The sequence below is a fragment of the Lentzea sp. NPDC005914 genome (assembly GCF_040629405.1).
Lineage (GTDB): Bacteria > Actinomycetota > Actinomycetes > Mycobacteriales > Pseudonocardiaceae > Lentzea.
The window spans coordinates 87403-113370 of record NZ_JBEXVQ010000013.1; the positions used below are offsets into that span (position 1 = coordinate 87403).

Consider the following 25968-nt stretch of genomic DNA (forward strand, 5'->3'; position numbering starts at 1 on the left):
GGCAGGTCGGCCACGACGAGCCTCGTCGATTTCGACTACGGCGCACGTGGCGGCCGCCGGGAGGCAAACCGCCGGCTCATGGCCGATGCGCCCACGCCCTCCGTGACGGCGATGACCTTGTCCTGGTCCCGGAACTGGTCGACGCGGCCATACCGCAACGACCACAGCGGCCGCACGAAGAACCGCCGAAGACCGGATGCGGTCCTCGGCAGTTCTGGTCCGAAATGGACCGGGTCAGGCGGTGCCGGTGACCGCGCTCCCCGACTTGGTGACGTAGTAGGTCACCTTGGTGCCGCTCCAGTAGTGGAACGTCAGCGTCACCCGCTGATTGTCCTTGACCACGCCGAAGAACTCCGGCTTCAGGGTGGTCAGGCGGTCGGTGTAGTTCGGCGCGAACGACACGTCGAACTCCTTGAACGACGTCCACTCCTGCGGACCGGCGAAGGTGCCGTCGTCGTACTTCGCCTCCATGGTGGCGAGCTGGTCGCCGCGGAAGTTCGTCGGGATCTCGAACTTCGCCGTCGTGCCGGTGGCGCCGGACAGCACCGGCGGCTCGTAGGTGATCACGTAGAACCGCCACGGCACGCCCTGGGAGAAGCGGGCCGTCAGCACCGCGTTGACGCCGTAGGTCCGCGAGCCGCTCAGCCTGGTCAGCGCCGAGGCGGTCAGGGTCAGCTGGTCACCGTCGAGCGTGTAGTCGCGGCCGCGGGTCAGGGCGATGTTGCCGTTGTACAGGCCGGAGAACGACGTGCCGTTGAGGTTCAGCTTGATCGTCCTGGCGGTGATGGGACTCGGCTTCGCGGTGAACACCTGGTCGGTGTAGGCCGTGGCGGAACGGGTCGTCCAGCTCGACTTGATCTGCGCGAAGAGCTCCGGGTCCTTCCACTGGAACGTGGTGCGGTCGAAGTGCTGACCGTTGTCCCACAGCATGGTGGTGATCTTCTTCGCACGGGCGTAGTTGCCGACGTACTCGAAGAACTTCAGCTTCTCGCCCTGCTCGATCGTGCCGGTGTGCCGGTCGAACCCGAGCAGCCCGTACTCACCGAGGATCACCGGGATGCCCCGCGCGATGAAGCTGTTGTACACGCGGTCGAACGAGTCGGTGTCGTACTGCTGGGCGGTGGCGTCGTAGCGCGTGCCGCCCGCGACGTTCGCGCTGAACGGCCAGTAGCCGTAGGAGTGCACCGTCGCGATCAGGTTGGGGTCGTTCAACCCGCGGATCTGCGCCACCAGCGGGTCGACGTACTCCTGGTCGGACGAGGTGTGCAGGGTCGGCAGGACCAGCGGGCGGGTGGCGTTGTTGCCGCCCGACCGGCGCACGACGTCGTGGAACGACGCGTTGAGCTCGGCGTTCAGCGCGATCTCCTGAGGCTTGCCGGTGCTCCCCGCGAACTGCGGCTCGTTCCAGCTCTCGAAGGTCAGCTTGGGCCCGAACTCGGTGAAGGCACCGGCCACCTGCGTCCAGATCTTGTCGAACTGGTCGAGCACGCGGTCGTGTTCAGTGGGCATCTTCGAGATCCACTGCCACGAGTCGTGGTGGATGTTGAGCATCACGTACAGGTCGCGCGCCAACGCCCAGCGCACGATCTCCTTGACGCGGGCCAGGTACTGCGCCTCGATCGTGTAGTCAGGCCCCTGCCCCAGGTGCGCGCTCCACGTGACGGGGATGCGGATGCTCTTGAAGCCCTGCGCCTTCACGTTGTCCAGCAAGGCTTCCGTGACGCGCGGGTTGCCCCACGACGTCTCGTCAGGGCCGGTCGAGTCGAGCGTGTTGCCGAGGTTCCAGCCCGGCTGCATCGCCGCGGTGGCCTCCATCGCGGTGAGCTGCTTGCCACCGTGCACGCACGTGACACCGTTGAGCGTGAACGACAACGGCGCCGTGTTGGCGGCTTCCCAGGTGCCCATGAAGCCGAACTTCACCGTCGCGTTCGACGCGATCTTGGCGTTGTACCCCGTGTCGGTGGCGGTGACCTGGCCGTCGGTCTCGGCGACCTTGGCGTTCCAGGCGTTGCCCGCCTGCTGGCCGGACGGCCACTCCCAGGCCAGCTTCCACCCGTCGACGGCGGCACCGAGGTTGGTGACGGCGACGTCGGCCTTGAAGCCGCCTTCCCACTGGCCGGTCACGGCGTACGTGACCCGGCATCCCGGTTCGGCCGCGACGGCCTGGGTCGAAGTGACGGTGAGGCTCGCGAACAGAGTCGTGGCCAAGACGGCGCCGAGCCGTCGTCGAGCAGTGCGTGTCTTGCCGGTTGACGTGAACATGGGCGCTCCGCAATCTCAGGCGACGTAGTCGAACCAGTCGAAGTGGACGGTTCCTGTCGCGGCGTAGACGCCGATGACCCGTCCGGTGAAACCGCCGGCCACCTCGGTCGAGAGGTACCGGCCGTCGAGGGTCGCGAGCACGGTGAACGTGCCGTCGGACTCCTCGACGCCAAAAGAGATCGTGTCCGGCCCTGAGCGCGAGTCCCGCAGCTCCCGCGCCTCGTCCACCTGGACACCGAGGATCAACGTCCCGGTCGCGACCGCCTGTGACGCCACCACTGTCCGCAATGGACCGATGCGGGCGATCACCTGGATCTCGCCGGCGACCACCTCGATCTCGTAGTGGTGTTCCTCGTCGAACCGGACCGCCAGACCACCACTTCCGTCCGCGGGATCGATCAGCGTGCGCACACGGCAGGACAGGTGAAGCTGTCGGCGACCCGCGAACACGACACCGGGATCGTCCAGACCGGACCCGCGAGCGTGCAGGGTCAGCCAGCCGGACCGTTCCTTCGTGGTGCAGTGCTGCTCGGAGCGATCGCGGACGGAGATCCAGCACGGCCGCAGCTCGCTGTCGTCGAAGTCGTCCCGCTCGGTCACCGCACTGACGGGGCCGGACGTGAGCTCACCGACGACGGGCCACCCGTCGACCCAGCTCACCGGGGCGAGGAACGTCTCCCGGCCGAGCACGTGCCAGCCGGGAGTCCCGCCACCGGGCCGCACGCCGAGCAGCACCATCCACCACGACCCGTCCGGACCCTGCACCAGATCCGCGTGACCGGTGTTCTGGACGGGCTCGTCGGTGCTGCGGTGCGACAGGATCGGGTTGGCCGGACAGGGTTCGAACGGGCCGTCCGGCTCCGGGCCGCGCGCGATCGAGACACCGTGGCCGCGTTCGGTACCGCCCTCGGCGATCAGCAGGTACCAGTACTCGCCGATCCGGTACAGGTGCGGCGCTTCCGGGGCCTTGGCGCCGGGCGTGCCGGACCAGAGCCGGGCCGGCTCGCCGAGCGTCTGGCCGGTGGCCAGGTCGATCCGGTACTGCGACACCCCGGCGACCGTGCACCTGCAGTTGCCCTCGTCGTCCCAGGCCAGATCCGGGTCGATGCCGCCGATGTCCGGCAACGGAATCGGGTCGGACCACGGACCGGCCGGATCGGTTGCGGTGAACACCATGTTGCCGCCGCCGTGACTCACGCTCGTGACGATCAGCCAGAACTTGCCGTCGTGGTGACGCAGCGTCGGCGCGTAGATCCCGGCCGACGACGGCGTCTCGGCGGTCAGCAGCAGCTGGCTCGTGCGGTCCAGCGCGTTGCCGATCTGCGTCCAGTTCAGCAGGTCCCGGCTGTGGAACACCGGAATGCCGGGGAAGTACTCGAAACTGGAGCACACCAGGTAGTAGTCGTCGCCGACCCGGCACACGCTCGGGTCGGGATGCATTCCCGGTATCACGGGGTTCGTCACGTGTCAGCTCCTCTGGCCGTGAGCCGGAACAGCACAGCGGACGGCGCCGCGGGCAGCGTCACCACGAGTTCGGCGGCGCCACACCGTGCGGACGCGGGACTCGCGGCCGGATAGAGCACGTCAACGTCCACATCGGACACACCCGGCAGTGTCACGGTGTCCTCCGCACCGGAACGGCGCCAGAGGGTCAGATAGGTGACGGAGGACGTGGACATGGCCAGCGCGATCCACGGGTCGTCCCAGCCAGGCAACCCGAGCGGCCAGGACGGCACCGCGTGCGGCAGGTCGGCGCGGATCTCCTTGTACACGGCCAACGCCTCGCGGACGAGCGCACTCGCCTCCGGAGAGAGGTCCGCGAGCTTGCCGGACAGGTGGATGCGGCCGAGCAGAGCGCTCGCCATCGTGAAGGCGACCTCGTCGAGGGAGTCCTCCGCCTGCGGATAGGCCCACACCGCGCTCTGCTCCGGCGTGATCGCGGTGGGCGCGGAGGCCGCGATGGGCGCGTAGCGGTCCAGGTTCTGCTGGTCGCTGGTGGACTGCAGCTGTGTCCGCGACAGCAGCGCGTGGTCGATGCGCATGCCACCGGATGCGCAGTTCTCCAGCACCAGGCGCGGATGGCGGTCCAGGACGCCGTCGAGCCAGTCGAGCTGGGCGCGGTTGTGGCCGAGCAAGCCGTCGGCTGGCACCTCGCCGGCACGGGAACTGGTGCCGGAACCGGGGTTGATGTTGTGGTCGAGCTTCAGGTACCCGACGCCCCACTCCCCCACCAGCCGGTCGACCACCTCGTCCAGGTGGGCGCGAGCGGCCGGGTGCCGCAGGTCGAGGTGGTAGCGGGCGCAGTCGGCGACTCGCACGCCGTCCCTGCGGAAGAACGCCTCCTCCGGCAGGGTGTCCGCCAGCGGGCTGTTGACGCCGATGACCTCGGGTTCCAGCCACAGTCCGGGAACCATTCCGCGTTCCCGGATGTGCGCCAGCACCTCCTGGAGGCCACCGGGGAACCGGGTGCGGGACGGTTGCCACGCACCGACGCTGTCCCACCAGCTCTCGCCCATCTCCGCGTACCAGCCCGCGTCGATGACGAAGTACTCCGCACCTGCCTCAGCCGCGGCGTCGATCAACGGCAGCAGCTTGGCCGTGGTGGGATCGCCCATCAGGCAGTTCATGTAGTCGTTGAAGATGACCGGCAGGCCCTCGTGGTCGGGGTGCGGCCGGCGGGTCGCGCGGCGGTAGCGGGTCAACGCGGCGAACGCGGCGTCCAGCCCCGCGCCGCAAGCCAGGGAGACCGGCACGGTGTGGAACTCCTCGCCGGGCGCCAGCACCCGACTCCAGCCGTGGTCGAACTCCTCCGGCCCGCACAGCGCCAGGTAACCGGCGCTGTCGTGCTCCCCGCACTCCCAGCGCCAGCCGCCGCCGTTGTGCTCGATCTGCCACACCCACGTCCGGCCCGTCGTGCGGTCGGTCAGCCCGCCCATCGGCAGATGGCCGCAGCTGGACCAGACGCCTTGTCCCGCAACGGACATCGCACCCTTGTGGCGGATGTCGCGATGCCGTCCGCCGCGTTCCGGCGTCTTCAGGCGCATCGGTTCGCGGCGCCACCGGCATTCCGCCAGCCAGTCGTTCTCCGCCCACAGCACGTCGGCGTCGTCCGGTGCCGCGAGACCGCCCGCGACCAGCGACGTGACCGATTCCAGGCGCACCGGGGCACTCCCCTCGTTGCGCACGACGACCTCGCCGCGCACCACGGGAATGCCGTCCGGCGAACGGTAGGTCACCTCGACGGCCAGGCCGGACTCCTCGTCGTGCAGCTCAATGACGAGCACCTGCCAGTCCTTTTCGGACGGTGTGCGGTGGCCGCGGTACCGCAGCCGCTCGCCGATGGCGGTGTCGATCAGGCGACTGCCCGACCAGATGCGGCCGTGGTTCGCTGCGGTCACCTCCACCAGCGGCAGCGACGTGCCGGAGCGGCGCAGGCTGCCCTCGGTGAGGTCGAAGTCCCACGACAACTCGCTGTGACCCCAGTGGATCGTGTTCACAACGGCGTTCCCCCTCGCAGCACGACGCAGCCGCCAGGCGGTACTTCCCCGACCGGTCCGCCCGTGATCAGGTCGTGGGCGGTTTCCGGCAGGGACACGGGTTCCGGGCGGTGGTTGAGCACGACGTGCCAGCGGCGGCCGTCCGATCCTTCGCGCGTGACCGCCTCGACGCCCGGCGGTAGGCCCGGCAGCACCGGAGCGACGCCCGCGGAGTCCAGCAGCCGGACGATCAACCGGGCGTAGTCCGCGTCGTCGAGACGCGTCGACAGGTACCAGCCCTCTCCCGTGCCGTAGCCGTACCGGGTGAGCGCGGGGGAACCCGCCAGTGAGCCGTGGGTGTAGTCGACGATCGTCTCGGCACCCCGCACCTGCACGGTCTCGCTCCAGACCGTGCCGTGCGAACCGTCCGAGAGCGTGATCCGCTCGTCGTGCCGCAGCGGCCGGTACTCCGTGACCCGGATGCCGAGCACCTCGCGCAACGGCGCGGCCGGGTAGCCACCGAGCCTCGCGTGCAGCCGGTCGTCGACGACGCCGCTGAAGTGTTGGACGAGCAATGTGCCGCCGTTGAGGACGTAGCGGCGCAGGTTCTCCGCGCCCGCGTCGGACAACAGGTACAACGCCGGAGCGACGACGAACCGGTAGCGGCTCAGCTCCGTTTCCGGGTGTGCGAAGTCCGTAACCACGCCGGCGTCCCACAACGCGCGGTGGGCGTCCCGCAGACGGTCGTGATAGCCGAGCTCGGACGAAGGCAGGCCGTCCGAGTTCAGCGCCCACCACGCGTCGGAGTCGTGCAGCACGGCCACCTCGGCTGTGACGGTCGACCCGGCCAGCTCGGCGAGGCGGGCCACGGCCTCACCTGTCGCCGTCACCTCGGCGAAGACGCGGCTGTCCGGCCCGGCGTGCGGGACCATCGCCGAGTGCCACTGCTCGGCGCCCGCTTTCGACTGGCGCCACTGGAAGAACAGCGCGCCGTCGGAGCCGCGCGCGATGTGGCCGAGCGAGTGACGCAGGATCTCGCCCGGTTCCTTGGCGAGCGTCCGGCCCCGGTCGTAGACGGTGCTGGTGCCCTGTTCCATCAGCAGCCACGGCCGTCCGCCCGCGAACGAGCGGGCGCGGTCGGCGGTGAACGCGGCCTCCGCGGCCGCGTCCAGGCCAGGAGCGGTCGGGTAGAAGTCGATGGCGACCAGGTCGACCTCGCGGCCGAGCGCCCACAGGTCGATGTTCTGGTAGCCGGGCAGCATCATGTTGGTGGTCACCGGACGGTCGCTGTGCGCGCGGATCGCGTCCCGCTGCTCGGAGTAGGCGGCGATCACCTCGTCGGAGAAGAACCGGCTGAAGTCCACCGTGAGGCCGGGGTTGCGGTGCCACTGGGTGGCGCGCGGCGGCAGAATCTGTTCCCAGCTGCCGTACCGCTGGCTCCAGAACGCCGTGCCCCACGACGAGTTGAGCGCGTCCAGCGAACCGTATTTCGCCCGCAGCCAGACCCGGAACGCGGCGGCGGTGTGATCGCACCAGCACAACGTCACGTACTCGTTGTGCACGTGCCACAACGCCAACGCCGGGTGGTCGCCGTAGCGTTCCGCGAGCACAGCAGCGATGCGCTTGGCCGCGGCGCGGTAGGCGGGGGCGCTGATGCAATAGGTGTCGCGGCTGCCGTGCACCAGCCGGGTGCCGTCCGGGGTGACGGGCATGGAATCCGGGTGGGCCAGCGTGAACCACGGCGGCGGCGAGGCGGTCGGCGTGGCCAGGTCGACGTGAACCCCGTTGGCGTGCAGGCGATCCAGGTGCGCGTCGAGCCACGCGAAGTCGTAGCGGCCCTCCTCCGGTTCCAGCAACGCCCAGGAGAAGACGCCGACCGTGGCCAGGTTGACCCTGGCCTCGCGCATGAGCTCGTCGTCCTCCTTCCACACCTGCTCGTCCCACTGCTCGGGGTTGTAGTCACCGCCGAACGCGAGCCCGCCGAGCCGATCGGTCCAGCTCATGCGTCCTCCCGCACGGGGAGACGAGCACCGTCGCGCAGAAACAACGGGATGCGCTCGATCGGGGCCGCGACGGTCACCGTCCGGCCGCCCTCGTGCTCCTCACCGGTCCACGCGTCGGTCCAGCGCGCACGGGCGGGCAGGTAGACCTCACGCTCACTCACACCGGCCTCGGTGATCGGAGCCACCAGCAGGTCGGGGCCGAGCAGGAACGCGTCCTCGACCTGCCACGCCGCCGGGTCGCCGGGGAACTCCAGGAACACCGGGCGCATCGGCGGCACACCGGTCTCCGACGTCGTGCGCATCTGCTCCATCACGTACGGGCGCAGGCGTTCCCGCAGCCGGAGGTGCCCGGCGAGGATCTCGTAGGCCTCCTCGCCGTAGGACCAGACCTCGTTGGCCAGCCCCGTCATCGCGGGCTCCAGCACCTGCTCGTCGCCGCGGAAACCGTGCAGCCGGAACAACGGGCAGAAGGTGCCGTACTGGAACCACCGCACGAGGACCTCGCGGTACGCGGGATCGTCCGGGTCGCCACCGTGGAAGCCACCGATGTCCGTGGTCCACCACGGGATACCGGACATCATCACGTTCAGCCCGGCCTTGATCTGGGTGCGCAGCGAGGCGAAGTCCGTGGCTATGTCACCGGACCACAGCGCGGCGCCGTACCGTTGCGCGCCCGCCCACGTGGAGCGGTTGAGCGAGATGATCTCGTTCTCGCCCGACGCTTTGAGTCCATCGTGGACGGTGCGGGCGTTCTCGCGCGCGTACAGGTTGCCGACCTCGAGGCCGGGACCGGCGTGGTAGCGCAGGTTGTACTGGTGCCCCGGCTTGAGCTCGGGCTCGCCGGCGTCCAGCCAGAAGACCTTGATGCCGAGGTCGTGGTACCCGCGCCGGATGCGCTCCCACACGAACTCGCGGGCGTCGGGGTTGGTGGCGTCGTAGAAGGCGACCTGGGCGGAGTACGCGCCGAGGCCCTTGTCCGGCCAGTCCGCGTGCGCCATCGGCCCGAACTCCGTGCCGATGAAGAACCCCTGGTCCAGCATCGGGTGGTAGTTCTCGCTCGCCGGGCTCACCGACGGCCAGACCGAGACCATCAGCTTGACGCCCATCTCGTCCAGCTCGCGCACCATGCCCGCGGGGTCCGGCCACTCGGCGGGGTCGAACTTCCACTCGCCGAGATGCGTCCAGTGGAAGAAGTCGCAGACGATCACGGACAACGGCAGCCCGCGCCGCTTGTACTCGCGCGCGACCTCCATCAGCTCGTCCTGGGTGCGGTAGCGCAGCTTGCACTGCCAGAAACCCGAGGCCCACTCGGGAAGTTCCGGCGCGTGACCGGTCGCGTCCGCGTACCGGCTCAGCACGTCGGCCGGCTGACCGGCGGTGATCCAGTAGTCGATCTGGCGGGCGCTGTCGGCCACCCAGCGCGTGCCGGTCTCGGCCAGTTCCACCCGGCCGACGGCGGGCGAGTTCCACAGCAGGCCGTAGCCGCGGTCGGAGACCAGCAGCGGGATGGTGACCTCGGCGTTGCGCTGCACCAGGTCGATGACCGCGCCCTTCTGGTCCAGCATGCCGTGCGTGTGCTGGCCGAGGCCGTAGAACCGTTCCCCCGGATAAGCCTGGAACCGCTGCTCGAGCCGGTGGTAGCCGTTGCCCGTGGCGGTGGCCATGCGCGGGCCCGGCCACCAGAAGTGGGCGGACTGCTCGGCGAGGAGCTCGGTGCCGTCCTCGGTCCGCAGGAACGTGAGCCTGCCCGCGGACGCGCCGAGCTCGGGCGTGAGCTTTCCTTCGGTGCCGGCGTCGATCCGGACCGTGATCCTGCCGTTGACCAGTGTCGCGTGGTGCTCGCCGATCTTGATCTCCGCCTCGGCACCGGCGGGCGGCGTGTCGAGCAATGCTCCTGGCAGATCCTCGAGCAACGGCCCGCCGGGCGTGGCCCTGACCCGGACGGCGTCCGATCCCCACGCCTCGACGCGGAGCGTCTCGCCTTTGGCGCGCCATTCGAGTGCGGCGCCGAGATCTCGGAAGTGTGTGGGCATGCGGGAACTCCTCGCGTTCATGGGGAGTGCGGAGAAGGTCAGGACTGCTGACGAGGCGCGGGTCCCGTGCTGTCCCGGACGGTCAGCACCGGCGTGAGCAGGACGCGGTCGTCCACCGGCCGGTCACCGGCGGCGGCCGCGGTGAGCCTGCGCATGATCTGGTCGACGGCGACCCGCCCGAGCTCCTGCGCCGACCCGGTCACCGCGGTGAGCCTGGGCGCGAACTGCTCGGCGAGCTGGTCCTGGCACAGCGCGATCACCGAGACGTCCTCGGGCACAGTCCGCCCGCTGGTGCGCAACAACGTGAGCAGCGGGCCGATCGCGCCCTCGTTCTGCACCACGAAACCCGTGGTGCCCGGCCGGTCCGCGAGAATCCGGGCGAGCGTCCCCGCGGTGCTCTCGTAGGTGCCCTCGCAGGAGCGGTGCAGGAACCGCAGACCGCGCTGCTCGGCTTGGTCGCGGAAACCGGTGAGCGTGCGCTCGGCGTAACCGGCGTGCCGGTGGTAGACACCCGACCCGTACCCGATGAAAGCGATCTCACTGTGCCCGAGATCGGCCAGGTGATCCGCGCACAGGGCACCCGCCGCGATGAAGTCGTGGTCCACACAGGACAGTGACTGCGGATCGTCCGGCAGTCCGATGAGCGCGGCCTGGACGCCCTGTGCGCGCAGCACCGGGATGCGCTCGTCGTCCAGCTCGACGTCCATCAGGATCACGCCGTCGGCCAGGCCGCTGGCGGCGATCCGCTTGACCCCGTCCGGTCCCTCGTCGTTGGTGATCAGCAGCACGTCGTAGCCGTGCTGACGGGCCGCCATGGTCACCGCGATCGCGATCTCCATCATGACCGGGACGTAGACGTCCGTGCGCAGCGGCACCATCAGCGCGACGATGTGCGACCGCCGAGCGGCCAGAGCCCGTGCGCCGGCGTTGGGGTGGTAACCGAGCTCCCGCACCGAAATCCGCACCCGGTTCCGAGTCTCCTCGGAGATCGCGCGCTTGCCGCTCAGCACGTAGCTCACCGTGCTGGACGACACGCCCGCGTGCCTGGCCACATCGGCAATCGTCACCATGAGATCAACCCTTGATCGCGCCGGTCAGGACACCCGTGCGGAAGTGCTTCTGCACGAACGGATAAACGATGAGCAACGGCACGAGCGTCAGCACCACGACGGCCATCTGCAGTGCCAGCGGCGCCGTCTGGGAGAACTGGTCACCGAACCCGGAGTTGACCGAGCCCGGCATGCCGTTGCCCCGGTTGACATAGGTGAAGAGCACGTACTGCAACGGCCACTTCTCGCTGTCCGTCGGCATGTACAACATGACGTTGAAGAACGAGTTCCAGTAACCGACGCCGTAGAACAACGCCATCACGGCGGTGACCGCGCGAGACGTCGGCAGCACGATGGACCACAGGATCCGCCAGTCCCCCGCGCCGTCGATCCTGGCCGCCTCGATCAGGTCCACCGACGTGCTCGAGTAGAACGCGCGCAGGATCAGGATGTTGAACACCGACACCGCGCTCGGCAGGATCAACGCCCACCACTGGCCGTAACCACCCAGGCCGGTGACGACCAGGAACGTCGGGATCAGGCCACCGTTGACGAACATCGTGATGATCAGCAGCGTCAGCAGGAAGCGGTGCCCGAGCGACCCCGACCTGGACAGCCCGTAGGCGCACATGACCGAGACCGCCATCGACACCAAGGTGCCGATCCCGGTGATGCCAAAGCTCACCAGCAGCGCACTGCGCACCGTCGAGTCCGAGAGCATCACCCGGTAGGCCTCGAAGGTCAGGCCGTCCGGCCAGATCACCAGGCCTCCCGCCCGGTTGATCGCGGCCTGGGTGGACAGGCTGGTCACCACGATGATCCACAACGGCACCAGCATGGCCAGCAGCACGCCGCCCAGCGTGATGCCCTTCGCGGCGTCCCCGGCCAGGGTCGGCGGTTCCTCCCACGCCGGGCGTGCGTTCTTCCGCTTCGGGCGAACCGCCTGGGGTGCAACAGGTTGCGCGCTGCCGCCGGCACGCTGAATGGTGAGTGTCATCGTCGGTACAACCCGTCTTCCCCGAAGGCGTGCGCCAGCTTGTTCGCGCCCCAGATGAGCAACAACGAGATGACGCCCTTGAACAGGCCCGCCGCCGCGCCGTAGCTGTAGTCGTTGGTCGCGATGCCGTAGTAGAACGAGAAGGTGTCCAGCACCTCGGCCGTGTCGTGGCCCACCGCGTTGCGCTGGATCAGGAACTGCTCGAACCCGACCGTGAGCGCGTTGCCCAGGCGCAGCACCAGCATCAGCACGATCACCGCGCGCAGCCCGGGCAGCGTGATGTGCCACAGCCGCCGCCACCGGCCCGCGCCGTCCGCCGCGGCCGCCTCGTAGAGGTCGGTGTTGATGGCGGCGAGCGCGGCCAGGAACACGATGATCCCCCAGCCGGCCTCCTTCCAGATCACCTGGGAGGTGACCAGCAGCGCGAAGGTGTCCGGGTTGGTCATGACGTCCCACGTGCCGATGTCGTTGTTGCGCAGGAAGTGGTTGACCGCGCCGGCACCGCCGAGCATCTGCTGGAAGATCGTGATGGCCAGCACCCACGAGAAGAAGTGCGGCAGGTACACAACGGACTGGATGAAGTTGCGCACCCGTTGGGACAGCACGGAGTTGAGCAGCAACGCCAGCGCGATCGGCACCGGGAAGAACAGGACCAGCTGCACGAAGCTCAGGTACAGCGTGTTGCGCACCGCTCCCCAGAACAGCGGGTCGCTCATCAGCCGTTCGAACTGGTAGAGCCCGGCCCACGGGCTGTTCCAGACCCCTGCCAGCGGGTCGTACTCCTGGAACGCCGTGACGAGCCCGAACAACGGCGCGTAGTTGAACGCCAGCAGCAGGACCACGGCGGGCAGCGTCATCAGGATCAGCGACCGGTCCCGTCGCAGCCTGATCCGCCAGTTCAGCCTCGCCGGAGGCCGGGTGCGGTCCGATCGCAGCGTGGTCACTGTCCCGTGCCGTACTTCTGCAGGACGTTGTCGTTCATCCACTGGATCAGCCGGTCACCGCCGCCGCTGGACTTCCAGGTCGCGGCCGCGTCCTTCAGGTCCTGGATCGACTTCTTGCCGTGGATGACGTCCTTGAGCGTGTCCTCGACGGGCTGCGCGGCCTCGGCCGTGGCCTGCGCCTGCGGCATGCTGATGTTCATGCCCCAGAAGACCGGCTTGGTGAGGGCCTTCACGTTGGCGGCCTGCCAGGCGGTGATGTCCTTGGTGACGTTCTGCGCGGACTGGTTGCTGATCACCTGGGCGGGTGCGCCGAGGAACGGGAAGGTCTGCGCCTGGACCTCCTTCTTGCCCGCGTCGGTGGGCGTCGGCACGCCGCCCTCCATGGTGAAGTGGGTGCCCTCGACGCCGAAGTTGACCATCGTGTACTCGGCTGATCCGAACGGCGCGGCCAGGTAGTTCGCGATCGAGAGGCATTCCTCGATCTGCTCGGGCTTCAGGTTGATGTTGAGGTAGCTGATGATGTCGGTGGCCGACCCCGTGTAGACGCGGGGCGCGCTCTTGCCGTCGGCGGAGAAGAAGTTGAACGCGCCGCGCCGGTAGTTCGGGTTCGCGGCCTGGCCGGACTGGTGGTCGGCGAGGTTCCACCCACCCGTGCCACCGCCTGAGATCAGCGTCTTGCCCCCGTAGAACCGGGTGGTTCCGGCGGCGTTGTCGCCGGCGAGCGCGTCGGGGTGGACGTAGCCGGCGACCGCGAGCTTGCGGCTCCAGTCGGCCGCGTCCAGGAACTCCTGCGTCTCGAACAGGTGGACGAGCTTTCCGTTGTCCACCTTCCACTTCAGCGGCGCGCCGAACGCGGTGTAGGTGTAGCGGTACACGTCGTCGAAGGCCCAGACGCCCGCCTTGGCGTCGGTCAGCTCCTTGCCGAGGTTCATCAGGTCTTCGGCGGAGCGGACCTGGTCGGCGGTGATGCCCTTGGCCTCGAAGACGTCACGCCGGTAGAAGGTGCAGCCGGAGACCTTGAACCCGGTCGAGAACGACGGGATCCCGTACAGCTTGTCGCCCCAGGCCCCCGCCCTCCACGCGGCGGTGGGCAGCGCCGCGAGGTTCGGGTACTTCTTGACGTTGTCGCCGGACAGGTACGGCGTGAGGTCGGCGAGCTGGTTGCCGACCAGGCCACCGGTGTTGAAGTTCGGGCTCCACCAGGCGGGCAGGGTGACCCAGTCGGGCAGCTTCTTCGCCGCGGTCATCGTCGGGATGATCGTGTTGTAGTTGTTGCCGTCCGCGGGCTTCATCTCGAACTGAGCGCCCAGAGCCTTGTTCATGGCCTGGTAGAAGCTGTTGTCCGCCGGCGGGATGGTCCCCCACAACGGCGTGACCGCCGAGTACCTGCCGCCCTTGCCCGGGATGCCGGACACGGTCGCCGCCCTGGTGGACGGGTAGCTGAGGAAGCCGGGATCCGTCATCACGTCGGCGCCACCCGCCACGGAGGGGATGTCCGGCTTGATCGACGTGTTCGGCACGTAGGCCGGCAGCACGGCCTTGAGACCGGCGTCGGAGTTCACCCCGGCCCGCTGGGCTCCGCTTCCGCCGCAGGCGGACAGCAACGGTCCCATCGCGACGAGCCCAGCGGCCGAGACGGCGGCGTTCAGGAAGCTTCTGCGGTTCAACTCGTTGCCCATGGCGGAACCGATCCTTCATCGTCGAAGTGTCGAAGCGCTTAAACAGATGTCGGGGAGGTTAGTGACGCACGTCGCAGGAAACAAGACCGTTGACAGCAGAAACCCAAGCGTGCCACCGTCGAAACGCTTCGCTGCTAGCTCCGATCCGAGGGGTTTCCACGTGGTTACCGCGTCCGTGTCCGCGGCCGAGAGGCTGCCTTTCCGCGACTCCGCGCTGTCGACGCGCAAGCGCATCGACGACCTGCTCGGGCGGCTCACGCTCGACGAGCGGATCGCGATGCTGCACCAGTACTCACCGGCCGTGCCGCGCCTGGGGATCGCCGCGTTCCGCACCGGCAGCGAGACGCTGCACGGTGTCGCGTGGCTGGGCCTCGCCACGGTCTTCCCGCAGGCCGTGGGGCTGGGTGCCACCTGGGACGAGGAGCTGGTGCGCCGGGTCGCCGAGGCCACCTCGGTCGAGCAGCGGGCGTTCCACTACCACCGCCCGCCCGCCATCGGGTCGGGCACCAACAGCCTGCAGGCGTGGGCGCCGGTGCTGAACCTGCTGCGCGACCCGCGCTGGGGCCGCAACGAGGAGGGCTACTCCGAGGACCCGGTGCACACGGCGCGTCTCGGCGTGGCGTTCTGCCGCGGGCTGACCGGCGACCACCACCGGTTCCTGCGCTCGGCACCCGTGCTCAAGCACTTCCTGGCCTACAACAACGAGGACGACCGCTGCGTCACCTCCTCGTCGCTGCGCCCGCGCGTGCTGCAGGAGTACGACCTCGCGGCCTTCCGCCCCGTGGTCGCCTCCGGTGCCGCCACCGGCGCCATGGCCGCGTACAACCTGGTCAACGGCCGTCCGTGCCACGTCACCCCGCTCATCGAGACGGAACTGCGCCGCTGGGCCGAGCCGACCGGGCACGAGCTGTTCGTGGTGAGCGACGCCGAGGCACCGTCCAACCTGGTCGATCCGGAGCACTACTTCGACGACCACGCCGAGTCGCACGCCGCCGCGCTCAAGGCGGGCATCGACAGCTTCACCGACCACGGCGAGGACAGCGCGACCCCGTTCGGCAGGCTCCGCGAGGCGCTGAACCGCGGCCTGATCGACGAGGCCGACGTGGACCGCGCGGTGCGGCGCCAGCTGGAGATCCGCTTCCGCCTCGGCGAGTTCGACCCGGACCTCGACCCGTACGCCGGCATCGGCCCCGAGGTCATCGACTGCGCCGAGCACCGCGCCCTCGCGCTGCAGGCCGCGACCGAGTCGGTGGTGCTGCTGCGCAACACCGGCCTGTTGCCGCTCGACGCGACCCGCACGCGGCGGACCGCGGTCATCGGCCCGCTCGCCGACACGTTGTGCGAGGACTGGTACAGCGGCACGCTGCCGTACCAGGTCACGGTCGCCGAGGGCCTCGAGGCGGTGCTCGGCGACGGCGAGGTGATCGTCGCCGACGGCGCCGACCGGATGGCGTTGCGCTCGCGGACCAACGGCGAGCTGCTCGGCAAGACCGTGTTCGACGTCGTCGACTGGGGCGACGGGGTGCTGACGTTCCGGTCCGTCGAGACCGGGCGCTACCTGAGCCTCAAGCGCGACGACGGCTCACTCGCCGCCGACCAGGAGCAGATCAAGAGCTGGGACGTCTGCGAGACGTTCCGCCTGGTGCCGGTGGACGACTCGGTGTTGTTCCAGAACGTCCTCACAGGCCGGTACGCCGTCGTCGATCCCGTCGACGGCCGGGTGAGCGTCACCGCCGAGACCCCGGAGGCCGCCGAGCGCTGGGAACGCGAGCTGCTGCGCGACGGCACCGCGGAGGCGCTGGCCGCCGCCTCGTCCGCGGACGTCGCGGTGGTCGTCCTCGGCAACCACCCGCTCATCCACGGTCGCGAGACCGAGGACCGCTCGGGCATCGAACTCCCGGCCGCCCAGGACTCCCTGCTGCGCGCGGTCGCCGGAGTGCGCCGCGAGACCGCACTGGTCGTGATGAGCAGCTACCCCTATGCCCTGGACTGGGCGAACGAGCACCTGCCCGCCGTGGTGTGGACCTCCCACGGCGGGCAGGAGACAGGCCGCGCGCTGGCCGCGGTGCTGCTCGGCGAGGCCGAACCGTCCGGGCGGCTGCCGCAGACCTGGTACCGCGGCGGAGACGAGCTGCCGCACCCGCTCGACTACGACGTCATCAAGGCCGGGTGGACCTACCAGTACCACCGCACGCCGCCGCTGTACCCGTTCGGCCACGGCCTCTCCTACACCGGTTTCGCCCACCGCGACCTGGTCCTCTCCTCCGCCACCGTCACGCAGGGCAGCTCGGTGGACGTCTCGGTGACGCTGACGAACACAGGCCTGCGTCCTGGCAGCGAGGTGGTCCAGCTCTACGTCCGCGCACTCGACGCCCGCTACGAGGCCCCGCGCCTGCGGCTGGCCGACTTCCGCAAGGTCGGGCTCACCGCCGGGGAGAGCCGGGTGCTGACCTTCCGGCTGCCCGCCGACGTGCTCTCCCACTGGGACGTGGCGACCGGCGCCTTCACCGTCGATCCCGGCGACTACGAGGTGCTCGTCGCGCGCTCTGCCGAGAACGTCGTGCTCACCGCCCCGCTCACGGTGGCCGGCCCGGCACCGTCACCGCGTGCCTGCGTCGGCCACCGCGTCCTGGCCGTCGACTTCGACGACTACTCGGCCGCGACCATCGTCGACGCCACCCGCGTCACCGGTGACGCCGTCACCGCGGCCGGACCCGAGTCCGCGACGCTGCTGTTCCGGTCCGCCGACCTGTCCGGCGCCGTGCGGGTCGAGGCCGAGATCGCCTCGGACGATCCGGGCGAGCGGCTGGAGTTCTGGACGGACTCGGGCCTGCTGGCGGAGATCCCGGTGCCGGTCACCGGCGGCCGTTACGACTGGACAACCGCCTCGGCCGCGCTCGCGGTGCCGGCGGAAGGGGTCCACGACCTGCGGGTGGTCCTGCACGGCACGTTCCGGCTGGCGGCCTTCCGCTTCTCAGCCGGCTGAGACCGGTGGCCCGCCCACCTCGGCGGCGGCGGGCCACCACCCTGCTCGCCAGGCCTGTGTCGCCTGGCCGAGACCGGTGGCCCGCCTTCCGGCGATGGCGGGCCACCACCTCACCATCCCGAGACCGGTGGCCCGTTCCTGGCGGGAGACGGGCCACCCCCTTTTCGCAGCACCTCCAGAAGGAGCCTCGATGCCGCTGACGGACGCCCCTCTCGACGAGCTCATCGACTACCGGCCGGAAATGCCGTCACCGCAGGACTTCGACGACTTCTGGGACCGGACCCTCGCCGAGGCGCGCGCCCGCGGCGGTGCGGTGAAAGCCGAGCCGGTCACCGAACGGCACCTGCTGCGCACCGTCGAGGTGGACGACGTCCGCTTCCCCGGCTGGAACGGCGAACCGGTGGCGGCCTGGCTGTTGCGGCCGCGCGGCGCCGAGGGCCCGTTGCCCGTGGTCGTCACGTTCATCGGCTACAGCGGCGGCCGCGGCCTGCCCACCGACCACCTGCTGTGGTCCGCCGCCGGGTACGCCCAGCTCGTCGTCGACAGCCGCGGCCAGGGCCACGACACACCGGACCGGGACGCGGGCGGCGGCCCCCAGTGGGCCAAGGGTTTCATGACCCGCGGCATCGACTCACCCGAGAACTACTACTACCGACGGCTCATCACCGACTGCGTCCGCGCCGTCGACGCGGTCGCCGAACTGCCCGGTCTCGACCGCGACCGGGTGATCGTCGCGGGCGGCAGCCAGGGCGGCGGGCTGACGATCGCCGCCGCCGGGCTGACCCGCGTCGCGGCGGCGCTGCCGGACGTGCCGTTCCTGTGCCACTTCCGGCGAGCGGCGGAGATCTGCGGCGAGGGCCCGTACCAGGAGCTCGCGGAGTACCTGCGCTGGCACAGCAGGCATCGCGTCGAGCCCGCCTTCGCCACCCTGTCCTACTTCGACGGAGTCCACTTCGCGCGGCGGGCGACGGCGCCGGCGTTGTTCAGCGTCGGGCTGATGGACCCGATCTGTCCACCGTCCACTGTGTACGCCGCCTTCAACCACTACGGCGGTGAGGACCGGACCATGACCGTGTGGCCGTTCGCCGACCACGGCGGCGGGCACGGCTCGAACGCGGTCACGCAGCTGGAGTGGTTGCGGGAGCGCGGTTTGCGGTAGCCCGGTTCGGCAGGAAGTCGAGCGGTCCCCTGTGCGCCGAGACCTAGTGGTACGACCCGGAACGTGGGCCGGGTGATTCACCCTCAGCGGGTCGCCTCGCGGGTTCACCGAAGATCCGCAACGCCGCGCAGATCGCCAGCGCGGCCGCCCGGCCTCGGAGGGGGCCGGGCCGATGTGCGCGGCGAAGTTCCCGAATACCGCGAGGCCACGCCCCAACTCGATTCCGACAAGCTGGACCACGCCAGGTTTCTGTTTCTCCGCAATGCTTTCCGCCAGCGTCATGGCATCAGCGTCGTGACCGATCAGCCGTCCGGAACCACCCTGCTACCCGGCTGGGCCGCATCCTCCTGGCGATCACCGCGCCGACAGGGCACCGTCCGCGCGGACGGTGCCCTGTTCACACTCCCCGGCGGTCAGCCAGCCGAGACGGAGTAGCTGTTGGTCGTGAAGTTGAGCCCACCGCTGGACGACGTGATCTCGTAGCCGAACTGCACGGCGCCGACCGTGACGTCACCGAACCAGCCACGACCGCGGATCCAGTTCATCACCGCTTTGACGTCGACCGAGCCGGAGCCGGTGTTGGACGTGCGGACGAACGAGAACACCTCGTTCGAGCCGTTCGAACCGCGGTAGACGTTCCAGCTGTGGCCGCCCACCGTCGCCGACGCCTGCCAGGAGCCGATCGGGCCGACGTTGCCGACCTTGTTCATCCACAGCATGATCTCGTAGGCGTTGTTGTTGGCCCAGATGTCGTAGGCGGTCGTGTAGGACCCGGCGTTCGGGTACGAGACGTTGAAGTTGCTCGACAGGCTCCCGAGCGAGCTGAGCCGGCGGTTCACCATCTTCTCCGAGTGCGGGTAGGACTTCACCCCGCCGGTGTTGGGCTGGTTCGACCAGACACCCCAGTTGCTGTAGGAGTTGGCCCAGATCGACTGCGGCCCGGAGCCGTTGCCCCACACGTTGTTGCGCACCGTGTAGCCGCCGTTCGACCAGGTGCCCCACCTGTCCGACGAGCTCCAGGCCGCGGCGAGAGCGGTACTGGTGCCCAGCGACACGGCGAGGACGGCCGCCAGCGCGAGAATCAACGCGCGCACGAGCTTGTTCATCGTGGTTCCTTTCCGCACATCATTGAACGGAATCCGCGCCGCCCGGCGTCGAAGCGGTTCGACATCGCAAATCTAACATCGAACACGTCGAATGGAACCAGGAAGATTGTTCGACTGCATTCGTGCCCGAAGTACCAGCAAACACCACGTCAGATGGGTCGCCACCACGCCCCATCGCTAAATCGAAGCGCTTCGACCACAGTCGGAGGCCGGGTTCAGCAAGCCGCGAAACGAAACGGCCGACACCTCGGTGCCGGCCGGTGATCCGATGAAGACCGGCCCGGCGCGCCACTGCGCCGGGCCGGCCGTTCGCTAACCGAAGTTCACGTCGCTGCACCACATGTAGGTCTGGTCCGCGTGCGACGCCTGCCAGATCGTGAACACGATGTGGTTGCCCCGATAGGCACCGGAGGTCTGGACGTTGAACGTGATGTCCTTGGCCGGCGCGTACCTGCCGGTCTGCATGATGAAGTCGAGGTTGCCCCAGCCGAGTCTCTGGGTGGCCGGGTCGTACCCGTTCTTGCTGACGTAGACCTTGAAGTAGTCGGCACCGTGGCTGGCCTGGTCGTAGAGGTGCATCGAGAAGTTGCCGCCGATGTCGGTGGTCTTCCACTTGCCGGGGACGTTCAGGGAGTTGTTGCGCGACAGGCCGTTGCTGCACAGCTGTCCGTCCGGTGTGGACCCCTGGAAGTTCCCGCGAAGGCCGTCCCGCAGTGCGCTCATCCAGTTCCACATGGTGTCGGCGTTGGCCTGGAAGGCCTGCCAGCACATGGGATCCTGCTGCTGCATGACGGGGTCCATGTGGTGGCTGCCCCAGGTTTTCCAGCACTGGTAGGCGCGGGTGGGCGGGCCGACGATCGTGCCGTGCGCCGACGCGGACGGCGCCCAGACGAACGAGCAGGCCAGCATGCCGATGACCAGTGCGATGACGCCCCGCCGTCTGGTGGCGGACCAGGAGGTGCTGCGGACATGCATGATGAGCCTCCATTCTCCGATGATCGAGCAACAGCGGCGGAATGGGAGCGCTCCCGGAGAATCAACCCTACTGATAACACTCCGAAACCTCAACGAAACAGTGCGTGATCGACGACGCGATCGACGGGTGTGATCGACGAGGTGATCTACGGCCCGATCGAACAGCCTGGCAGCGCGGTCGAACGCCCACCGCGGCACAACGACGGCCGTCCGCCCCGATCGCCCGGCCGAGAACCACCCGCCGCGGATTACGATGATCGCCTCCAGCCGAGGCGATCCGAAAGGCGGGCATGATCACAATCAAGGAGGTCGCCCGCCACGCCGGCGTCTCGATGAGCACCGTGTCGTACGTGCTCAGCGGAAAACGGAGCATCTCCGAGGAGACCAAACGCCGCGTCGAGCAGAGCATCGTCGCGCTCGGCTACCACCCGAACGCCGGTGCGCGGGCGCTCGCGTCGAACCGCTCGCAGGTGCTCGGCCTGGTGATGCCGTTGCGGTCCGACCAGAACATGCCGGTCATCATGCAGTTCGTCTCGTCGATCGTGGCGACGGCGCGCAACTACGACTACGACGTGCTGCTGCTGACCAAGGAGGCCGGCCCCGGCGAGGCGCACCGGGTCATCGCGCGGTCCATGGCGGACGCGATCGTCATGATGGACGTGGAGAGCGCGGATCCGCGCGTTCCCGAACTGCGCGCGCTCGACGCGCCGGTGGTCCTGCTCGGCATGCCCGACGACCACGAGGATCTGAGCTGCGTCGACCTCGACTTCACCGCGGCGGGCAAGCAGATGGTGAACCACCTGGCCGACCTCGGGCACCGGTCGATCGCGTTGATCGGCTCGCATCCCTCCGTGTACGACCGCGGGACCAGTTACGCCGCACGGTTGCTGGACGGGTTCCAGAGCGCGGCCGCCAAGCGGAAGCTGACCGCGTCGGTGCACTCGTGCGCCCCCGGCTACGACTCGGTCGCGGCGTGCCTGGACGACGTGCTGAGCCCGGAACGCGGCGTCACGGGCCTGGTCGTGCACAACGAGGCCGTCCTCGGCCAGCTGCTGCTCGACCTGCGGCGCCGGTCGCTGGACGTGCCCGCCGACCTGTCGGTGATCACGCTGTGCCCCGACGACCTCGCGGAGAGCCTGGCCGTGCCGCTCACCTCGATGGCCGTCCCCGCCCAGGAACTGGGCGCGATCGCGGTCGAGATGGTGATGGCGCGGCTCGGGCAGGAACACCCGCCGGAGGTGCGCCTGCTCCAGCCGCAACTCACCGAGCGAGGCAGCACCGCTGCCCGCTGACAACGATTTCTCCTGGCCGTTCGACGATATTCGAATCGAATGGCGTCGAAATGAACGCGCGAAACGAATTACACGAAAGTTCTTCCGCGTTCGGCGTACTCGCCGTAGCCTGCCGGGACGAAGTCAGGCCGTTCGGCCGAACTCAGGTTGGTTCGATCGCCGACGGCGCACGGGCGCAGGGGGAACATTGAGACGACTGCTGGGCACTGTGCGCACAAGACCTCTCAGATGGGTGCTGGTCGCCGCCGTTCTGGCGACCAGCACGGCCAGTGCGTGCGGAGGCGGCAACCACCAGGCGTCCCCACCCTCCTCCTCGACAACGACGACGCCCCCGTACATCCCGGCGATCATCGAACCTCCCAGGGCCGCGTCGGGCGTGACCGTCCAGCAGGTCCTCGACGTGCGGACCGTGCGGCTCTCCGACGGTGAGGAGCTCAAGGTCCGGGGGCTCGCCACGCCCGACGCGTGCTGGGCGGACGCGGCCGGCACGTTCGCACGGACCATGCTGCTCGAGAAACCGGTCGAGCCGACGCCGGAAGGTTCGCTGCGGCTGGCCGACGGCACGGACTACGCGGTGCTCGCCGTCGAACTCGGCATGGTGCGCAACGACGCGGCCGACGACGCCACGATGAAGGCAGCCGAGGAGAAGGCGTCGGCCAAGAAGCTCGGCCGCTGGGGGCCGCCCTGCGTGCCGTCGGCCACCTCCGCACCGACCACCCCGCCCCCGAGCAACACCACCCCGCCCGCGCCGAAGCCGGTGACGGGGTGTTCCGTCGAATACCGCGTCACGAACACGTGGCCAGGCGGATTCCGCACCGACGTCACCATTCGCAACACCGGCACGACCGATGTCACCGGGTGGACGTTGCAGTGGAAGTTCCCCAACGGGCAGACGGTGTCGGAGATGTGGAACGCGACGTCGAAGCAGTCCGGTGCGGAGGTCGCCGCGACCGCCATGCCGTACAACCAGGCGATCGCCCGCGGGGAGTCCGTGCTGATGGGATTCACCGGCAGCGGCGGCGGCAACAATTCGACCCCGGGCGCGTTCAGCCTCAACGGATTCTCCTGCACACGCGTCTGAGCAGCCGACATATTCAGCAATAGCCATCGCGCAATATGTGCTCCATCTCTCCCGGGCAACTCCGAAACATCTCTCCGTCTTTCCAGCGGGAATTGGTTAGGGTTGATTCCCACCTGACGTTGCCGCTCGGCGGTCCATGAGAGATGAGCGGAGTTCGGTGTGGGGGCGGTACTCGAACGCGGGCGCGCGCTGGGTCGGCTGGGCTCGCTCAGCCCGGTGGCGCAGTTGCTCGTCGGCAGCCAGTTGCTGTTCAACGTCGGCTTCTACCTGGTCGTCCCGTACCTGGCCGGTCACCTCGCCGGTGACCTGGGGCTCGCGGGCTGGGTGATCGGCCTGGTGCTGGGGTTGCGGACGTTCAGCCAGCAGGGCCTGTTCGTCCTCGGCGGCACGCTCACCGACCGGTACGGGCCGAAACCCTCGATCCTCGCCGGCTGTGCCGTGCGGGTCGCCGGGTTCGCCGTGCTCGCGTTCGCCTCGTCACTGCCGGGCGTGCTGGCGGGCGTCGTGCTCGTGGGGGTGGCCGGAGCGTTGTTCGCCCCGGCCGTGGAGGCGTCGCTGGCCCGCGAGACGCAGCCGGACCGGCGGGCCGGCGTGTTCTCGGTCTTCGCGGTGTGCGGCGAGATCGGCGCGGTCACCGGACCGCTGCTCGGAGTCGTGCTGGCCGGTCAGTTCCGCGCCGCCTGCCTCGTGGGCGCGGCCGTCTTCACCGCGATCGGGATCCTGCACGCGCGGTTGCTGCCCCGGCTGCCGGGCGAGCATCGCGCCGAACCGGTGCTGGACGGCTGGCGCGAAGTGGTGCGCAACAAGGTCTTCCTGCTGTTCGCCGCCGGCTACTCGGCCTACCTGGTGTCCTACAACCAGCTCTACCTGGCGCTGCCGGTCGAGCTGAACCGCGCAGGTGCGGACCCGAGGACGCTCGGGTTGCTGTTCGCGCTCGCGTCCACGCTGATCATCTTCTTCCAGCTGCCCGTGTCCGCCCTCGGCCGCAGGGTGCTCGGCAGGGCCGGCGCCCTCGTCGGCGGGTTCGTCCTCATCGGACTCGCGTTCGCCGTGGTCGCGGTGCGGCCGCCCGGTGTCACCGGAGCGGTCGCCTTCGTGGTGCTGCTCATCTTCGGCGAGATGCTCGCTGTGCCGCAGGCGAAAGAACTCGTTCCCGCGCTGGCGGGCGAACGCAGGCTCGGCACCTACTTCGGTGTGCTGGCGTCCGCGGGCGGTGCGGCCGTGCTGGTCGGCAGCACGGTCAGCGGCGCCCTGCTCGAGCACGGACGCGTCGCCTGGGTCGTGCTCGCACTGCTTCCGCTGGCGGGAGCCTGCGTCCTCGCCGCCCTCGCACGCTCCGGAGCGTTCGCCGAAAGGCCGGAAATGATCTCGTGACGAGGTCAGCCCGCCGCGACGATCCGCCACTGCTGGTTCGTGCTGTTGCTGTCGCTCCACTGCCCGAGCGAGGCGGAGGCCGACGTGCGGCCCATGCCGTCCAGGTAGAGGCCGGTGGCGCGGTTGCGCAGGCGCACGTCGTTGCCCCGGCTCTTGCCCGTGACCACCGTCCACTGCTGGCTCGTCGCGGTGCTGCCCGCGCGCTGGCTCACCTCGGCGCCGTTGGACGAGCGACCGGCGCCGTCGAGGTACAGGCCGGTGACCGTGTTCTTCAGCCGGACGTACGAGCCCGCGTTCTCGACGGTCCAGCGCTGGCTCGCGCTGGTGCCGCCGGTGCCCTGGCCCGCGGCGGAGTCGGTGGTGCGTCCGAGGCCGTCGACGTACCAGCCGGTGCCGATGTTGCGGATCTCGACCGTGGTGCTGCCGGCCTCGCCCACGCCCCAGGAGTACCGCAGCTGCTGCAGTCCCGACGGGTTCGTCAGCGACAGCTCGATGTTCTGGCCGCTGCCGGTCCTGGTCGTCATGCTGTACCAGTCGCCGTCGCGCAGGCCGGGCCAGTACACGCTGCCCATCCCGAGCTCGCGGAGCTTCGCGCTGACACCCCGGATGTAGTCGGCCATGTACGACCCGCTGGGGATGCTGTAGTCGATCGGGTCGAAGTACACGCCGTTCTTGGTGCCCGGCCCCATCGCGCCACCCCACTCGGTGGCGATGGTGCGGCTCGCGTAGCCGCCGATGTAGCTCGCGATGTGGTTGCCCCACTCGGTTTCGCTCTCGTAGCCCGCGAAGAACGAGTAGTCGTGCACCGCGAGCAACGTGCCGTTCAGCCTGCTGTCGCTGCCGACCGCGGCGACGTTCTGGGCGAGACCGGCGCCGTCGAGGACCACCCTGCCGCGCGGGACGCTCGAGTACCTGGCGAGCCAGCCGTTGTACATGGTGTTGAGGTCGCCCGTGCTGTAGCCGTGCGGCTCGTTGATGACCTCGAAGTAGGCGTTCGGGTTGCCGCCGTACTTCGCGATCACCTTGTCCCACATCTGGTCGAACGCCGTCGTGTTCGGCGGCCGGCCGCCGGTGTGCGCCCAGTACGCGAAGATCACGTTGCCCTTGGTGAGCGCGGCGTCGAGCGCGCCGGTGTAGGTGCCCCAGTAGTTCGCCACGGTCGGCTCGTTGATCGGGACGCGCACCGTGTTGGCGCCGGTGATCGAGTACAGCCGGCCGATCACCCGGTCCGCGACGACCGCCGCCGAGGAGTAGGTGTCCGATGCACTGAGGCCGGAGGGGTACAGCACGCCGTTGACGAAGTTGTCCCTCTGGTCGGCCCAGTTCACCCCGCGGAACTGGTTCGTGGAGGCCAGCGCCGGGCTCGAGACGCCGGTCACCAGGCCGGCGGCCAGCACCACCGAGGCCAGCAGCCGCAACGTGGGAAGCGCTTTCCATCGACGACTCATCGGCTGCTCCACTACAGTGCGTCACTCATCGCGATCGGTCATGTGCGGGCTGTACCCGGCGGTACATCAGAGCAGCCAGCCGAAGAGGGCGTCAAGAAGATGAG

At 69.3% G+C, this 25968-nt stretch carries 17 protein-coding genes; 5 read left to right on the forward strand and 12 right to left on the reverse strand.

Annotated elements, in window-relative coordinates:
• Positions 1–234: 234 nt before the first annotated feature.
• From ABZ345_RS20030 to ABZ345_RS20070, 9 genes are read right to left on the reverse strand one after another with little or no spacing between them, the layout of a single operon-like run.
• Entirely contained in the window at positions 235–2262 is a 2028-nt protein-coding gene (locus ABZ345_RS20030) for a cellulase family glycosylhydrolase (RefSeq protein ID WP_359850500.1), read from the reverse strand.
• 15 nt (positions 2263–2277) lie between these two features.
• Complete coding sequence (locus tag ABZ345_RS20035) at positions 2278–3726, reverse strand: glycoside hydrolase family 43 protein (RefSeq protein ID WP_359850503.1); 1449 nt, start codon at positions 3724–3726, stop codon at positions 2278–2280.
• Positions 3723–5759 carry an alpha-galactosidase gene (locus ABZ345_RS20040; protein ID WP_359850506.1) on the reverse strand — a complete coding sequence of 679 codons (2037 nt, stop codon included), beginning with the start codon at positions 5757–5759 and terminating at the stop codon, positions 3723–3725. Before ABZ345_RS20040 ends, ABZ345_RS20035 begins: the two co-directional genes overlap by 4 nt.
• A complete protein-coding gene (locus ABZ345_RS20045) occupies positions 5756–7741 on the reverse strand; it encodes a beta-galactosidase (protein WP_359850509.1) in 1986 nt (661 codons plus the stop codon). Before ABZ345_RS20045 ends, ABZ345_RS20040 begins: the two co-directional genes overlap by 4 nt.
• Positions 7738–9774, reverse strand: a complete 2037-nt coding sequence (locus ABZ345_RS20050) for a glycoside hydrolase family 31 protein (protein ID WP_359850512.1) — start codon at positions 9772–9774, stop codon at positions 7738–7740. Before ABZ345_RS20050 ends, ABZ345_RS20045 begins: the two co-directional genes overlap by 4 nt.
• Before the next feature lie 38 nt (positions 9775–9812).
• Complete coding sequence (locus tag ABZ345_RS20055; RefSeq protein ID WP_359850515.1) at positions 9813–10844, reverse strand: LacI family DNA-binding transcriptional regulator; 1032 nt, start codon at positions 10842–10844, stop codon at positions 9813–9815.
• Positions 10845–10848: 4 nt separating this feature from the next.
• On the reverse strand, positions 10849–11820 hold the full coding sequence (locus ABZ345_RS20060; protein ID WP_359850518.1) for a carbohydrate ABC transporter permease: 972 nt from the start codon (positions 11818–11820) through the stop codon (positions 10849–10851).
• Positions 11817–12764 carry an ABC transporter permease subunit gene (locus ABZ345_RS20065; protein ID WP_359850520.1) on the reverse strand — a complete coding sequence of 316 codons (948 nt, stop codon included), beginning with the start codon at positions 12762–12764 and terminating at the stop codon, positions 11817–11819. Before ABZ345_RS20065 ends, ABZ345_RS20060 begins: the two co-directional genes overlap by 4 nt.
• Positions 12761–14443 (reverse strand): hypothetical protein, encoded by a 1683-nt coding sequence (locus ABZ345_RS20070; RefSeq protein WP_359850523.1) that lies wholly within the window; start codon positions 14441–14443, stop codon positions 12761–12763. The genes ABZ345_RS20065 and ABZ345_RS20070 overlap by 4 nt, the downstream gene beginning before the upstream one ends.
• 160 nt (positions 14444–14603) lie before the next feature.
• On the opposite strand from ABZ345_RS20070, the gene ABZ345_RS20075 reads away from it, so the two are divergent.
• Positions 14604–17429 carry a glycoside hydrolase family 3 C-terminal domain-containing protein gene (locus ABZ345_RS20075; RefSeq protein WP_359850526.1) on the forward strand — a complete coding sequence of 942 codons (2826 nt, stop codon included), beginning with the start codon at positions 14604–14606 and terminating at the stop codon, positions 17427–17429.
• A 190-nt stretch (positions 17430–17619) separates the two neighbouring features.
• Positions 17620–18588, forward strand: coding sequence for an acetylxylan esterase (locus tag ABZ345_RS20080; protein ID WP_359850529.1), 969 nt, complete (start codon positions 17620–17622; stop codon positions 18586–18588).
• 413 nt (positions 18589–19001) lie between these two features.
• Here ABZ345_RS20080 and ABZ345_RS20085 read toward each other — a convergent pair whose 3' ends face one another.
• Positions 19002–19694, reverse strand: coding sequence for a hypothetical protein (locus tag ABZ345_RS20085; protein WP_359850532.1), 693 nt, complete (start codon positions 19692–19694; stop codon positions 19002–19004).
• A gap of 312 nt (positions 19695–20006) precedes the next feature.
• The gene (locus ABZ345_RS20090; protein WP_359850535.1) at positions 20007–20669 is read right to left on the reverse strand and encodes a lytic polysaccharide monooxygenase; all 663 of its coding nucleotides are present in this window, start codon (positions 20667–20669) and stop codon (positions 20007–20009) included.
• Between the two features lie 275 nt (positions 20670–20944).
• Between ABZ345_RS20090 and ABZ345_RS20095 the strand changes: the two genes are divergently transcribed.
• The 3 genes from ABZ345_RS20095 to ABZ345_RS20105 all read left to right on the forward strand — a co-directional run bounded on the left by ABZ345_RS20095 (position 20945) and on the right by ABZ345_RS20105 (position 24416).
• A complete protein-coding gene (locus tag ABZ345_RS20095; RefSeq protein WP_359850798.1) occupies positions 20945–21961 on the forward strand; it encodes a LacI family DNA-binding transcriptional regulator in 1017 nt (338 codons plus the stop codon).
• A gap of 187 nt (positions 21962–22148) precedes the next feature.
• Positions 22149–23042, forward strand: coding sequence for a cellulose binding domain-containing protein (locus ABZ345_RS20100; RefSeq protein WP_359850538.1), 894 nt, complete (start codon positions 22149–22151; stop codon positions 23040–23042).
• Positions 23043–23201: 159 nt separating this feature from the next.
• Positions 23202–24416 (forward strand): MFS transporter, encoded by a 1215-nt coding sequence (locus ABZ345_RS20105; protein ID WP_359850541.1) that lies wholly within the window; start codon positions 23202–23204, stop codon positions 24414–24416.
• A 5-nt stretch (positions 24417–24421) separates the two neighbouring features.
• On the opposite strand, the gene ABZ345_RS20110 is transcribed toward ABZ345_RS20105, so the two are convergent.
• Entirely contained in the window at positions 24422–25864 is a 1443-nt protein-coding gene (locus tag ABZ345_RS20110; protein ID WP_359850544.1) for an RICIN domain-containing protein, read from the reverse strand.
• Positions 25865–25968 lie beyond the last annotated feature (104 nt).

Coding starts and splice junctions, on each gene's coding strand:
- ABZ345_RS20030 (WP_359850500.1), bottom strand. CDS start 2,262: ATGTTCACGTCAACCGGCAAGACACGCACTGCTCGACGACGGCTCGGC.
- ABZ345_RS20045 (WP_359850509.1), bottom strand. CDS start 7,741: ATGAGCTGGACCGATCGGCTCGGCGGGCTCGCGTTCGGCGGTGACTAC.
- ABZ345_RS20050 (WP_359850512.1), bottom strand. CDS start 9,774: ATGCCCACACACTTCCGAGATCTCGGCGCCGCACTCGAATGGCGCGCC.
- ABZ345_RS20055 (WP_359850515.1), bottom strand. CDS start 10,844: ATGGTGACGATTGCCGATGTGGCCAGGCACGCGGGCGTGTCGTCCAGC.
- ABZ345_RS20060 (WP_359850518.1), bottom strand. CDS start 11,820: ATGACACTCACCATTCAGCGTGCCGGCGGCAGCGCGCAACCTGTTGCA.
- ABZ345_RS20070 (WP_359850523.1), bottom strand. CDS start 14,443: ATGGGCAACGAGTTGAACCGCAGAAGCTTCCTGAACGCCGCCGTCTCG.
- ABZ345_RS20080 (WP_359850529.1), top strand. CDS start 17,620: ATGCCGCTGACGGACGCCCCTCTCGACGAGCTCATCGACTACCGGCCG.
- ABZ345_RS20085 (WP_359850532.1), bottom strand. CDS start 19,694: ATGAACAAGCTCGTGCGCGCGTTGATTCTCGCGCTGGCGGCCGTCCTC.
- ABZ345_RS20090 (WP_359850535.1), bottom strand. CDS start 20,669: ATGCATGTCCGCAGCACCTCCTGGTCCGCCACCAGACGGCGGGGCGTC.
- ABZ345_RS20110 (WP_359850544.1), bottom strand. CDS start 25,864: ATGAGTCGTCGATGGAAAGCGCTTCCCACGTTGCGGCTGCTGGCCTCG.